The organism is Streptomyces rubradiris, assembly GCF_016860525.1.
In the GTDB taxonomy this organism is placed as follows: Bacteria; Actinomycetota; Actinomycetes; order Streptomycetales; family Streptomycetaceae; genus Streptomyces; species Streptomyces rubradiris.
The window spans coordinates 1,480,777-1,492,805 of the sequence record NZ_BNEA01000001.1 but is presented as its reverse complement, the minus strand read 5'-3'; the positions used below and the strand labels follow the sequence as shown (position 1 = coordinate 1,492,805).

General features: G+C 72.2%; 12 protein-coding genes. 4 read left to right on the top strand and 8 right to left on the bottom strand.

The features are described from left to right. Positions 1 to 10 precede the first annotated feature (10 nt). Positions 11 to 1,387 carry an MFS transporter gene (locus Srubr_RS06945; protein WP_189998123.1) on the bottom strand — a complete coding sequence of 459 codons (1,377 nt, stop codon included), beginning with the start codon at positions 1,385 to 1,387 and terminating at the stop codon, positions 11 to 13. A 49-nt stretch (positions 1,388 to 1,436) separates the two neighbouring features. Here Srubr_RS06945 and Srubr_RS06940 point away from each other — a divergent pair, with 49 nt between their 5' ends. Continuing rightward, positions 1,437 to 2,435 carry a GlxA family transcriptional regulator gene (locus tag Srubr_RS06940; RefSeq protein ID WP_229926902.1) on the top strand — a complete coding sequence of 333 codons (999 nt, stop codon included), beginning with the start codon at positions 1,437 to 1,439 and terminating at the stop codon, positions 2,433 to 2,435. Between the two features lie 315 nt (positions 2,436 to 2,750). On the opposite strand, the gene Srubr_RS06935 is transcribed toward Srubr_RS06940, so the two are convergent. Continuing rightward, on the bottom strand, positions 2,751 to 3,410 hold the full coding sequence (locus Srubr_RS06935) for a DUF6461 domain-containing protein (protein ID WP_229926901.1): 660 nt from the start codon (positions 3,408 to 3,410) through the stop codon (positions 2,751 to 2,753). 129 nt (positions 3,411 to 3,539) lie between these two features. On the opposite strand from Srubr_RS06935, the gene Srubr_RS06930 reads away from it, so the two are divergent. Both Srubr_RS06930 and Srubr_RS06925 read left to right on the top strand, forming a co-directional pair. After that, positions 3,540 to 4,259, top strand: a complete 720-nt coding sequence (locus tag Srubr_RS06930; protein ID WP_189998122.1) for a DsbA family oxidoreductase — start codon at positions 3,540 to 3,542, stop codon at positions 4,257 to 4,259. A 118-nt stretch (positions 4,260 to 4,377) separates the two neighbouring features. Then, on the top strand, positions 4,378 to 5,439 hold the full coding sequence (locus tag Srubr_RS06925; protein WP_189998121.1) for an aminotransferase class V-fold PLP-dependent enzyme: 1,062 nt from the start codon (positions 4,378 to 4,380) through the stop codon (positions 5,437 to 5,439). On the opposite strand, the gene Srubr_RS06920 is transcribed toward Srubr_RS06925, so the two are convergent. Continuing rightward, complete coding sequence (locus tag Srubr_RS06920; protein WP_189998120.1) at positions 5,388 to 5,951, bottom strand: MarR family winged helix-turn-helix transcriptional regulator; 564 nt, start codon at positions 5,949 to 5,951, stop codon at positions 5,388 to 5,390. The genes Srubr_RS06925 and Srubr_RS06920 overlap by 52 nt on opposite strands. A 145-nt stretch (positions 5,952 to 6,096) precedes the next feature. Between Srubr_RS06920 and Srubr_RS06915 the strand changes: the two genes are divergently transcribed. Further along, positions 6,097 to 7,158 carry an alkene reductase gene (locus Srubr_RS06915; RefSeq protein WP_189998119.1) on the top strand — a complete coding sequence of 354 codons (1,062 nt, stop codon included), beginning with the start codon at positions 6,097 to 6,099 and terminating at the stop codon, positions 7,156 to 7,158. Positions 7,159 to 7,388: 230 nt separating this feature from the next. On the opposite strand, the gene thpD is transcribed toward Srubr_RS06915, so the two are convergent. From thpD to Srubr_RS06890, 5 genes are all read right to left on the bottom strand, one after another. Further along, on the bottom strand, positions 7,389 to 8,282 hold the full coding sequence (gene thpD / locus Srubr_RS06910) for an ectoine hydroxylase (protein WP_189998118.1): 894 nt from the start codon (positions 8,280 to 8,282) through the stop codon (positions 7,389 to 7,391). Between the two features lie 6 nt (positions 8,283 to 8,288). After that, entirely contained in the window at positions 8,289 to 8,693 is a 405-nt protein-coding gene (locus tag Srubr_RS06905; protein WP_189998117.1) for an ectoine synthase, read from the bottom strand. A gap of 92 nt (positions 8,694 to 8,785) precedes the next feature. Beyond that, complete coding sequence (gene ectB, locus Srubr_RS06900) at positions 8,786 to 10,057, bottom strand: diaminobutyrate--2-oxoglutarate transaminase (RefSeq protein WP_189998116.1); 1,272 nt, start codon at positions 10,055 to 10,057, stop codon at positions 8,786 to 8,788. Between the two features lie 13 nt (positions 10,058 to 10,070). After that, positions 10,071 to 10,589: a diaminobutyrate acetyltransferase gene (ectA, locus tag Srubr_RS06895; protein WP_189998115.1), complete on the bottom strand. Its 519-nt coding sequence runs from the start codon at positions 10,587 to 10,589 to the stop codon at positions 10,071 to 10,073. A 323-nt stretch (positions 10,590 to 10,912) separates the two neighbouring features. Further along, positions 10,913 to 12,013 (bottom strand): pyridoxal-phosphate-dependent aminotransferase family protein, encoded by a 1,101-nt coding sequence (locus tag Srubr_RS06890; protein WP_189998183.1) that lies wholly within the window; start codon positions 12,011 to 12,013, stop codon positions 10,913 to 10,915. Positions 12,014 to 12,029: the final 16 nt, after the last annotated feature.

Sequence of the window (12,029 nt, the reverse complement as noted above, 5' to 3'; positions counted from 1 at the left end):
CCCCGTCGGTTCAGCGGGCGGCGGGAGCGGTGGCCCGTCGGCAGCCCAGCAGGAACGTCACGGCGAGCAGGGCCGCCGCCACGGTCAGGCTCGCCCGCAGTCCGGCGGCGAAACCGCCGTCCACCAGGGCGCCGAACACCGCGATCCCGAGCCCGCCGGACACCTGCCGGGCCGCGTTGAGCACCCCGGCGGCCACCCCCGTCCGCTCGGCCGGCACGGCGTCCAGCAGCACCGTGGTCAGGGCCGGGATGGCCAGCGCGACACCGACGGCCATCGGCACCAGCAGTACGGCCACCACCGCGGCCGGGGTGCCGGCGCCCACGGTGAACAGGGCCAGCAGGCCCGCCACCGCGAGCGCCTGGCCGGCCAGCAGCGGCACCCGGGCGCCGTAGCGCCCCGTGAGCCGGCCCGCCACCACGTTCGTCCCCGCGATCAGCCCGGTCATCGGCAGGAACAGCAGCCCGGCGGCGAGCGCCGAACGGCCCTGCACCTGCTGGAAGAACAGCGAGAACACGAAGACCATCCCGTAGAACGCCACGCTGGACGCCGACCCGGTGGCCACGGCCAGCCGTACCGCCCGGTCGCGGAACAGGCCGAGCGGCACCACCGGGTGCGGCTGCCGCGTCTCGATCAGGACGAACGCGACGGCGGCGGCCACGGCCACGGCACCGGAGACGAGGCCCGCCGTACCGCCCTCGATCACCGCGAACGTCAGCGCGGTCAGGGCGAGCACGGCCGTCGCCTGGCCCGGCAGGTCCAGCGGGGCCGGGCGGCGCGCCGAGCGGGGGGCGCGTACCAGCAGGACCAGCGCGGCCACGCCCAGCGGCAGATTGACGAAGAAGATCGCCCGCCAGTCCCACCAGGTGGTCAGTACCCCGCCCGCCACCGGACCGAGGGCCAGCGCCGTCGAGCTGCCCGCCGCCCAGGTGGCCACCGCCCGGCCACGCCGGGCCGGATCCGGGTACGCCTGGCGCACCAGGGCCAGCGAGGCGGGCAGCACCACGGCCGCCGCCGCCCCCTGCACCGTCCGCGCGCCGATCAGCGCCGGCAGGCCCGGCGCCAGCCCGCAGGCCGCCGAGGCGAGCGTGAACACCGTGATGCCCAGGGCGTACGCGCGACTCGCCCCCGCGCGGTCCGCGAAGGCGCCCGTGGACAGCATGAGCGCGGCCAGGGCGAGGGTGTAGGAGTCCACCACCCACTGGAGCCCGGACATCCCGCCGCCGAGGGAGGAGCCGATCGCCGGGAGGGCGACGGTCACGATGGTCGAGTCCAGGGTGATCAGGGCGGTCCCGAGGATGGCCGCCACGAGGGTGAGCACCGGCGCGGTGCCCGTTTCCTCCTTCTGGCCGGTCAGTTGAGGGGTGGTCAGAGTCTTTCCGTTCGGCATACGGCCATGGTGCTGATCTTTTCCGCCGTACAGTAGTGGCCTGAATGCCATGCATCCGGAGGTTCTGGCCATGCTGCGTGTCGCCGTCGTCGCGTCCCCGCCCGTGTCGATGTTCAACCTCGCCATCCCCGAGCTGCTCTTCGACAAGGTGCGGGTCGACGGCGAGCCGGGCTACGAGGTCGTGATCTGCGCGCCCGAGCCCGGCCCCATGCCCACCACCGGCACGCTGGACCTGTACGTGCCCCACGGCCTGGAGGCGCTGCGCGAGGCGCACACCGTGATCGTCGCGGGCACCGGGCGACCCCTGTCGCCGGATCCCCGGGTGGTCGAGGCGCTGCGCGAGGCCGCGGCGGCGGGCAAGCGCATCGCCTCCATCTGCTCCGGCGCCTTCTCGCTCGCCGAGGCGGGCCTGCTCAAGGGCCGCAAGGCCACCACCTACTGGGCGCAGGCCGGGGAGCTGCGCCGCCGCCACCCCGACATCGACCTCCAGGGCGACGTCCTGTTCGTCCAGGACGGCCCGTTCCTGACCGCCTCCGGCTACGCGGCCGGGATCGACCTGTGCCTGCACATCGTCCGCACCGACTACGGCGCCGCCATCGCCAACGAGGTCGCCCGCCTCGCCCTGGTCGCCCCGGTCCGGCCCGGCGGGCAGACCCAGTTCACCCAGACCCCGCTGCCGCCCGAGCGCGGCACCGCCTGCGCCGACACCCGCGGCTGGGCGATGCGCAACCTGGACAAGCCGCTCACCCTGACCGACCTGGCCCGGCACGCCGGTGTCTCGGTGCGCACCCTCACCCGCCGGTTCCAGGCCGAGAGCGGGGTCAGCCCGTTGCAGTGGCTGCTGCACCAGCGCATCGAGCGGGCCAAGGAACTGCTGGAGACCACCCGGCTGCCCATGGACCAGGTGGCCGCCGCCTGCGGCCTGGGCACCGCCGACTCCCTGCGCGCCCACCTGGTCCGCCGCACCGGCCTCACCCCGAGCGCGTACCGGGCCCAGTTCAGCAGGCACGGCACCGCGGCCGCGGCCGGCACGCCCGCGGCGGCCTGACCCGCCGGACCATCTGTCGCGCGGAAGTCGGAGACAGTGGGTCTCGGTCCGGCGGGCTGCTGTACCGCTCCAACGTCGCCTTGCCCGTGGACCGGTCGGCAAGGCGCAGTTCCCAAGGCCCGGTGTCACCCCGCACCGGCTCCCCAGCCCCTGAGCTGCCCGCAGGGCGGTGCGTCACAACGGATGCCGGGTGGTGGTCACCGGCGCGTCGGTCTCCGCCCGTGCACGGTCGGAGGCCGCCGCGATCTCCTCGTAGGTCCATTCCTTGTGCAGACGCTCTCCGTGGGCATCGGTGATGTCGACGACCAGGCCGGTCTACTCCTCGGCGGGCTGTTCGGGCACAAGTCCCAGTTCGTACGTGACGTCCTGGAGCAGGGATTCGGTGACACGTACGCCGGTGAGTCTCTCGGCCAGAGCGAGAACCGCCGCCTTCCCGTCGACGACCGGGGCGCTCTCGTCGTGCTCTCCCCCGGGAGTCAGCGGGAAACCGACTTCCCGCAACAACGGCACCAGTTCGTCGGGGCTGCTGCCGTCGCGCGCCGAGGGGGCCTCGAACGTCGTACGGAGCTCACCGTCCTCGAACCAGTGGAAGAGGTGGATGGGCTTGCCGCCGTTGCTCGAGTGCGCCACGACCTGGCCGCCCTCCGACAGCGCCTCCGCGCACGGCACCCCAAGGCCGCCGTCAAAGCCGAGGACAACTGTCCAGTCGCCGTCCTTGCCCGGGACCGTGAAGGCGCCCGCGACGTAGGAATCGTCCCAGTAGTCGTCATCCACGTCGGCACGGTGCGCATCTTCCGCCTCGATCAGCCCGGCCGTGCCCTCACCGGTGCCGCGCGGTTCCGCCTCCATCGCACGCAGTACCTCCCGCGGGCTCCTTCCCCGTATCGATGTCAGGGTGTATCCGCTCTCCACCATGTGGCGGAAGAGCGGCGAGGTGCGGATCCAGGCGTAGTCGTGTGCGGTCACCGGGTTCATACGGCGCAGTGTGCCTGACGTCTCTGACAGTGCGGGCACAGGGGAATATCCGGTCCTGCTTGAATGTTCACATACCCGGCCCGGGGAGATCCCCCACGGCCGTACGACCTGGAGAGAGAGCCGGAAGACATGCGCGTCGAGATCTGGAGCGACATCGCCTGCCCTTGGTGCTACGTGGGCAAGGCCCGCTTCGAGAAGGCGCTGGCTGCCTTCCCGCACCGCGACGAGGTGGAGGTGGTGCACCGCTCCTTCGAGCTGGACCCGGGCCGTGCCAAGGGCGACGTGCAGCCGGTGATCACCATGCTGACCAGGAAATACGGCATGAGCGAGGCCCAGGCCCAGGCCGGCGAGGACAACCTGGGCGCCCAGGCCGCCGCCGAGGGCCTGGACTACCGCACCCGGGACCGCGACCACGGCAACACCTTCGACATGCACCGCCTGCTGCACTTCGCCAAGGAGCACGGCCGGCAGGACGCGCTGATCCAGATCCTCTACCGGGCCAACTTCGCCGAGGAGCGGTCCGTCTTCGCCGAGGGCGACGAGCGCCTGGTGGAGCTGGCCGCCGAGGCCGGACTGGACGCCGGGGCCGCCCGCGCGGTGCTCGCCGACCCGGACGCCTACGCCGACGAGGTACGCGCCGACGAGCGCGAGGCCGCCCAGCTCGGCGCGACCGGCGTGCCGTTCTTCGTCCTCGACCGCAAGTACGGCGTCTCCGGCGCCCAGCCCGCCGAGGTCTTCACCCAGGCGCTGACCCAGGCATGGGGCGAGCGCTCCCCGCTGCGGCTGGTCGGCCGGGGTGACAGCGACGCTTGCGGCCCGGACGGCTGCGCGGTCCCGCAGCAGGGCTGAAGACGGCAGGCCGCAGGACCCGAAACCGCAGGTCACGGGCGTGCTATAAGCACTGCTACGCGTTACCACGTAAAAATCCGCAATGGACGGGGAGTTCCGCGGGCCGCAGAGTGGTCCCATGCAGACCACGGAGACCTTCGACCGCCTCGTCCGCGCCGAGTTCCGGCCCCGGAGCACCTACCTCAACACCGCGAGCAACGGCCTGTTGCCGGCCCGTACCGTCGCCGCCCTGAACGAGGCGGCGCTGCTGCGCGCCGAGGGCCGGCCGCTGACCCGGCTGTACGAGGACGTGGAGGCGAGCCGGGCCGCGTTCGCCCGGCTCGCCGGCGTCCCGGCCACCCGGGTCGCGGCCGGCGCCTCGGTCGCCGCGCACACCGGGGTGATCGCCGCCGCGCTGCCCGCGGGCGCCGAAGTCCTCACCGCCGAGGACGACTTCACCTCCGTGCTCAACCCGTTCCACGTCCGCGGCGACCTCAAGGTCCGCACGGTCCCGCTGGAGCGGATCGCCGAGTCCGTCCGGCCGGGCACCGCGCTCGTCGCGGTCAGCGCCGCGCAGTCCGCCGACGGCCGGCTCGCCGACCTGCCCGCCCTGCGCGAGGCCGCCCGCGCCCACGGCGCCCGCACCTACGTCGACTTCTCGCAGGCCGCCGGCTGGCTGCCCTTCGACGCGGACGCCTACGACTTCACCGCGTGCGTCGCCTTCAAGTGGCTGCTGGGCCCGCACGGCGCCGCCTTCCTCACCGTGCCCGAGGACTTCGGCGGACTCACCCCGCTGCTCGCGGGCTGGGTCGCGGCCGAGCACCCGTGGGACAGCTGCTACGGCCCGGTGGCCGAACTCGCCCGTTCGGCCCGGCGGTTCGACCTCACCCACGCCCTGTTCACCTTCGCCGGACTGCGCCGGTCCCTCGAACTCGTCGAGGAACTGGGCGTGCCGGCGATCCACGCCCACGACACCGCGCTCGCCGACCGGTTCCGTACGGGGCTCGCCGCGCTCGGCCACGAGCCGGTGCCGGCCCCCGGCTCGGCGATCGTCTCGGTGCCCGGACTGGGCGCCCGGCAGCCGGAGTTGAGCGAGGCGGGCATCGAGGTCTCCGACCGCGCGGGCAACCTGCGCGCGGCCTTCCACCTCTACAACACGCCCGAGGACGTGGACCGCCTGCTGGCCGCGCTGACCGCCTGACCGTCCCGGTCCTCCCGCGCGGCCGACGCGCACAGATTGGCCTCGACCCGACCGAGCAGCCCCAGCAGTTGCTCGCGCTCGGCGGGCGTCAGCCCGGCGAAGCTCTCCTCCTCCAGCGCGCTCCACAGCCGCGCCACCTCGTCCAGCAGCCGTGCCCCGGACTCCGTGGCCTCCACGAGCACCGCGCGCCGGTCCGCCGGGTCCGGCAGCCGCCGCACGTGGCCGGCCTGCTCCAGCCGCTGGAGCATCTTCGTCACCGTGGACGGGTCCAGTCCGAGCAGCCGGATCAGCTCCGACTGCCGGGCCGGGCCGCGCTCCCACAGGTGCATCATCACCAGTTCCTGGCCCGGGTAGAGGCCGAGCCCGCGCAGCAGTCCGGCGGCGGCCGTGCGGTGCAGCCGGGCCACCCGGCTCAGCGCGTGCCCGACCGGTCCGCCCCGGGCGGCGGCGGGCAGCTCGGCGTGGGAGTGCCGGGCGGCGTCCGCCGTCGCCGGTTCGCTGCTGGCGTCCATGGGTGGCTCCCGCGCTGTTCGTAGATCCCGTCCGTACGGTCCCGAAGCCTACTCACCGACATTTGCTTGGTCGACCAAGGAATGCGTTAAGGTGGTCCGTGCCGATCTACTTGGTCGGCCAACTAACTCTTCTTGGGGGTTTACCATGACCACCGCCTTCGACCCCGTGGACCTCCCGGGCCTGCGGCTGCCCAACCGCATCGCCATGGCGCCGATGACCCGCAGCCGGGCCGCAGCCGGCGGACTGCCCACCGCCCTGACCGCCGAGTACTACGCCCAGCGCGCCTCGGCCGGCCTGATCGTCACCGAGGGCATCCAGCCCTCGGCCGTCGGCCAGGGCTACCCCGACACCCCCGGCCTGCACACCGCCGGGCAGATCACCGCCTGGCGTACCGTGACCGACGCCGTGCACGCCGCCGGGGGCCGGATCTTCGCCCAGCTCATGCACACCGGCCGCGTCGGCCACCCCGACCTGCTGCCCGGGGGACTGGTCAACGTCGCCCCCTCGGCGGTGGCGGCGCGCGGCCAGGTCTACACCCACCAGGGGCCCAAGGACTTCGTCACGCCCCGGGAACTGTCCGAGGCGGAGATCCACGCCACCCTCGCCGACTTCGCCGCGGCGGCCCGGGGCGCCGTCGAGGCCGGGTTCGACGGTGTCGAACTCCACGGCGCCAACGGCTATCTCATCCATCAGTTCCTGGCGCCCGGCAGCAACCGGCGCACCGACGGCTGGGGCGGCTCCGTGCCGGGCCGCGTCCGCTTCGCCGTGGCGGCCGTCCGGGCCGTCGCCGAGGCGATCGGTCCCCACCGCACCGCCCTGCGGATCTCCCCGGGAAACCCCCTCAACGACATCGAGGAGCCCGAGCCGGAACCGGAGTACACCGCGCTGCTCGACGCGCTGGAGCCGCTGGGCCTCGCCTACCTGCACGTGATGGAGAGCGCGGACTTCCGCGCCCTGACGCCCGTGCTGCGCAAGCGCTTCAGCGGGGCCTTCGTCCTCAACCCGGCGACCGAGGACCCCACCGGACCGGACGCCCTCGCCCTGATCGAGGACGGCTCGGCCGACCTGATCGCCTTCGGCCGGCTGTTCCTCGCCAACCCCGACCTCCCGGCCCGCCTCCGCACCGGCGGTCCGTTCAACCCGGCGGACCCGGCGACCTTCTACGGCGGCGGAGCCGAGGGCTACACGGACTACCCGACGCTGTGACCCCTGGCGGACGGACCCGGCGCAGCGGACGAGACGGTGTGTCTCAGCGGTAGCCGGCCAGGCCGTCCGCGAGTTCTTCCTCAGAGCGCGCTGCGTCGCCGCCGTAGGTGTGGTGACAGCCGGACGCGGTCGGACCCGCCACCCCCGAAGAGGGCGCGGGTCCGACCGCTGATCCGGGCGTCGACGGCTTGATCGACGAGCCGGTTTACGAGGTCACCCGGGGTCCGGGCTCACCGCACCGGCGTGAAGTCACGCGCCCCGATGAACTCCGGCCGGCGCACCGGTGCCGCGAACGGTTCCACCGCCGTGTTCTCCACGCTGTTGAAGACGATGAACACGTTGCTGCGCGGGTACGGCGTGATGTTGTCGCCCGAGCCGTGCATGCAGTTGCAGTCGAACCAGGTCGCCGAGCCGGCCCTGCCGGTGAACAGGCGGATGCCGTGCTCGCTCGCCAGGGCGGTCAGCGCCTCGTCGGACGGGGTGCCCGCGTCCTGCATCTGGAGGGACTTCTTGTAGTTGTCCTTCGGCGTGGCACCGGCGCAGCCCAGGAACGTCCGGTGCGAACCCGGCATGATCATCAGGCCGCCGTTGGTGTCGAGGTTCTCGGTCAGCGCGATCGAGACGGACACCGTCCGCATGTTCGGCAGGCCGTCCTCGGCGTGCCAGGTCTCGAAGTCCGAGTGCCAGTAGAAGCCGCTCGCGCCGAAGCCCGGCTTGACGTTGATCCGGGACTGGTGGACGTACACGTCCGAGCCGAGGATCTGGCGGGCGCGGCCCACCACGCGCGGGTCGCGCACCAGGTTCGCGAACACCTCGCTGATCCGGTGCACCTCGAAGACGGAGCGGATCTCCTTCGACTTCGGCTCCACGATGGAGCGTTCGTCGGCGCGCACGTCCGGGTCGGACACCAGCCGGTCCAGCTCACGCTTGTAGACCTCGACCTCGTCCGGCGTGATCAGCTGGTCGACGGCGAGGAAGCCGTCCCGCTCGTAACGCTGGAGGTCGGCGGTCGCGATCGGGCCCGGGGTGTCCGGGGCGCCCCAGACGACGGGGTCCTGACGGGGGACGGTCACCTCGGCGGTGCCGCGGGTCGGGTAGAGGTCCTTCACGGTGGCGGTGGTCATGGGTTCTCACACCTCCTCGGGCTCGGTGAGCAGGGGGTAGACGCCGTTCTCGTCGTGGTCCTCCCGGCCGGTGACCGGCGGGTTGAACACGCAGATGCAGTGGAAGTCCTCCTTGACGCGCAGCGTGTGCCGCTCGTGCCCGTCGAGGAGGTACATGGTGCCGGGCGTGATGGTGTACGTCTTGCCGGTCTCGTGGTCGGTGAGTTCCGCCTCGCCCCGGGTGCAGACGACGGCCTCGATGTGGTTGGCGTACCACATCGACGTCTCCGTCCCGGCGTACAGAATCGTTTCGTGCAGGGAGAAGCCGACCCGCTCCTTCGCGAGGACGATCCGCTTGCTCTCCCAGGTGCCCGACGCCGCCTTCACATGGCGGTCGGTGCCCTCGATCTCCTTGAACGATCGGACGATCACGGTGCTGCTCTTCCTCCTTGCCCGGCCTTGCCAGGCGGTTCGCGGGCGTTCTCCAGGCGTCTCTAGGCGGTCTCCACGCCTCTACGCCGTCTTCATGCGGTTTCGCGGACGGAGCGGGCGAGGACGCTCAGGCCCTCGTCCAGTTCCTCGGGGGTCACGGTGAGCGCGGGCAGCAGCTTGACGACCTCGCCCTCGGGGCCGGACGTCTCGATCAGCAGCCCCAGTTCGAAGGCGCGCCGGGCGACCCGAGCGGCCCGGTCCTTCGCGTGGAACTCCAGACCCCACACGAGCCCGCGCCCGCGGTACTCCTTGACGTCGGCGAGGTTCTCCTCGGTGATGGCGATCAGCGCCCGCTCGACCTGCTCACCGCGGGCGCGGGTCTGCTTCTCCATGGCCGAGCCGTCGGTCCAGTACGTCTCCAGGGCGGCGGTGGCGGTGACGAAGGCGGGGTTGTTGCCGCGGAAGGTGCCGTTGTGCTCGCCGGGCTCCCACACGTCCAGTTCGGGCCGGAACAGCGTGAGCGCCATGGGCAGGCCGTAGCCGCTGATCGACTTCGAGACGGTGACGATGTCCGGGGTGATGCCGGCCTCCTCGAAGGAGAAGAAGGCGCCGGTACGGCCGCAGCCCATCTGGATGTCGTCGACGATGAGCAGCATGTCCTGCCGCTCGCACAGTTCCTTCAGCGCGCGCAGCCACTCGGGCCGGGCGACGTTGATGCCGCCCTCGCCCTGCACGGTCTCCACGATCACGGCGGCGGGCTTGTCCAGTCCGGAGCCCTGGTCCTCGAGCAGCCGCTCGAACCACAGGAAGTCCGGGACCGTGCCGTCGAAGTAGTTGTCGAACGGCATCGGCGTGCCGTGCACCAGCGGGATGCCGGCGCCGGCCCGTTTGAAGGCGTTGCCGGTGACCGCGAGCGAGCCCAGCGACATGCCGTGGAAGGCGTTGGTGAACGACACGACCGCCTCGCGTCCCTTCACCTTCCGCGCCAGTTTCAGCGCGGACTCCACCGCGTTGGTGCCCGTCGGCCCCGGGAACATCACCTTGTACGGCAGGTCCCGCGGGCGCAGTACCAGATCCTGGAAGGTACGCAGGAAGGTCCGCTTGGCCGTGGTCGACATGTCCAGGCCGTGCGTGACGCCGTCCCGGTCCAGATAGTCGAGCAGCGCCCGTTTCAGTACCGGGTTGTTGTGGCCGTAGTTGAGTGATCCGGCGCCGGCGAAGAAGTCCAGGTAGGCATGGCCGTCCTCGTCGTACATCCGGCTGCCCTGGGCCCGGTCGAAGACGGTGGGCCAGCCGCGGCAGTAGCTGCGTACCTCGGATTCGAGGGTCTCGAACACGCTCAGGTCGGGCTGGGTGATGGTCACGGTGAATCGCTCCTCAGAGGGCGGTGGACTCGGTCAACGGGCCGATGCGGTACAGGACTTCGGGGTCGTGCGAGCCGCCCGGGAACAGGTCGGCGGGGAACAGCACCTCGCGGCTGACCCGTGCGCCGTGCCGCTCGGCGAACGAGGTGAACAGCCGCTCGGAGGCGGTGTTGCCGGGGGTGATGGTGGTCTCCAGCTCGGTGATGCCGCGCTCGGCGACGAGGCGCCCGGCCAGCCCGTCCAGCAGCCTGGCGGCGATGCCGCAGCCCCGGTGGGCGGCGTCGACGGCCACCTGCCAGACGAGCAGGGTGCGGGGGCGGCCGGGCCGCAGGTAACCGGTGACGAAGCCGACCGGCTCCCCGTCCGCGCCACGGGCCACCACCGAGGTGCCGGCGAAGTCCCGGCACCACAGCAGATAGCTGTAGGAGGAGTTCAGGTCGAGGGTTTTCGATTCCTTGGCGATGCGCCAGAGCGCGGCTCCGTCGCTGGTCGCCGGACTTTCGATGAGCAGGTCTGCGGGTGCGGCGGTCATGCGGCACGAATTTAGCGAGGTGAATTCGAAAATGCACGGGAGTCGGCGCGGGGTCACCTCGGCCGCGGTGAAGTATGTCCGTAATGCACCCGGGAAAATCGGTACAAAACTCGTTCGCTGTGGAGTGTGTCACAGCCCGAAATGCCGGAGAAACCTCCCGGAAAACTCGCTCGTTTAGCTCTGCAAAAAGCGGGCAGAAGAAGATGGGAAGCTATCGTCCGGCGAATCGGCGGGAATTGTGAAAATGAATGGAGTGGGTTTCGGTAACGTCCGGGCATAAAAAAGTTCCCGGGAGCGGAGCCCCCGGGAACGGCGAACGGACCTCAGCGCCAGGCGTCCTCCGCGGCCCGGCGGGCGGCGGCCGGGTCGACCGTCAGACCCTGCTCCGCGAGCGCCGCGCCCAGCGCCGCCAGGCAGCCCTGCACCGCGCCCGGCGTCGCGTCCCGGCCGTAGTGGTTGACCCGGATCATCTCCTTGGCCAGCGCCCCGCCGCCGGCCGCCAGCGGCAGCGCCGGATCGCTCTCCAGGGCCCGTGCCACCACCTGCGACGCCACCACGCCGGACGGCACCCGCAGCGTCGTCGCGACCGGCGCCGCGTCCCGCTCCTGGCGCACGTACGGCTGAAGGCCCCCGCCGAGCGCCACCGCGCCGGCCCGCGCGGCCCGCGCCGCGCGCCGGTGCCGGGCCATCACCGTCTCCAGCCCCTCCGACCCGATCCGCTCCAGGCACGCCTGGAGCGCCAGCATCTCCAGCTGGGCCGGCGCGTGCGGCAGCGCCTTGCGGCCCGCGTCGGTCCAGCGCTCCTTCCAGTCCAGCAGGGACAGGTAGGAGCGGCGCGGGGCGTTCGGGTTGGCGGCCATGCGGGCCCACGCCCGCTCGCTCACCGAGATCGCCGACACCCCCGCCGGGCCGCCCATCGCCTTCTGCGCCCCGATCACGCACAGGTCCACGCCCCAGGCGTCCGGCAGCACCGGCTCCGCGCCCACGGAGGCCACCGCGTCCAGATAGAAGAGGGCACCCTGCTCCCGTACCGCCTCGCCGATCTCCGCGACCGGGTTGGTGTTGCCGGTCGCCGCCTCCGCGTGCACCAGCGACACGAAGTCGATCTCCGGGTGCTCGGCGAACGCCTCCCGGACCTGCCCGGCGGTCACCGCCGTGTGGAAGGGGACGGAGAGGTCGTGCACGGTGGCGCCGGCGTCCCGCAGCCAGTCGCCGAAGGTCTGGCCGTACGGACCGGTGATCACGTTCAGGGCCACCGTGCCCGGCCCGGCCGCCGCGCGGATCGCGCCCTCCAGCGGCAGCAGCGCCTCGCCCTGGGTGATCAGGACGTCCTGCCGGGTGCCCAGCAGCCGGGCCACGCCGTCCTCGATGGCGGCGAAGCGCTCGGCACTCAGCGGGGGCAGATCGAGGAAGGGGTGGGTCACGGCGTGCTCTCTCTTC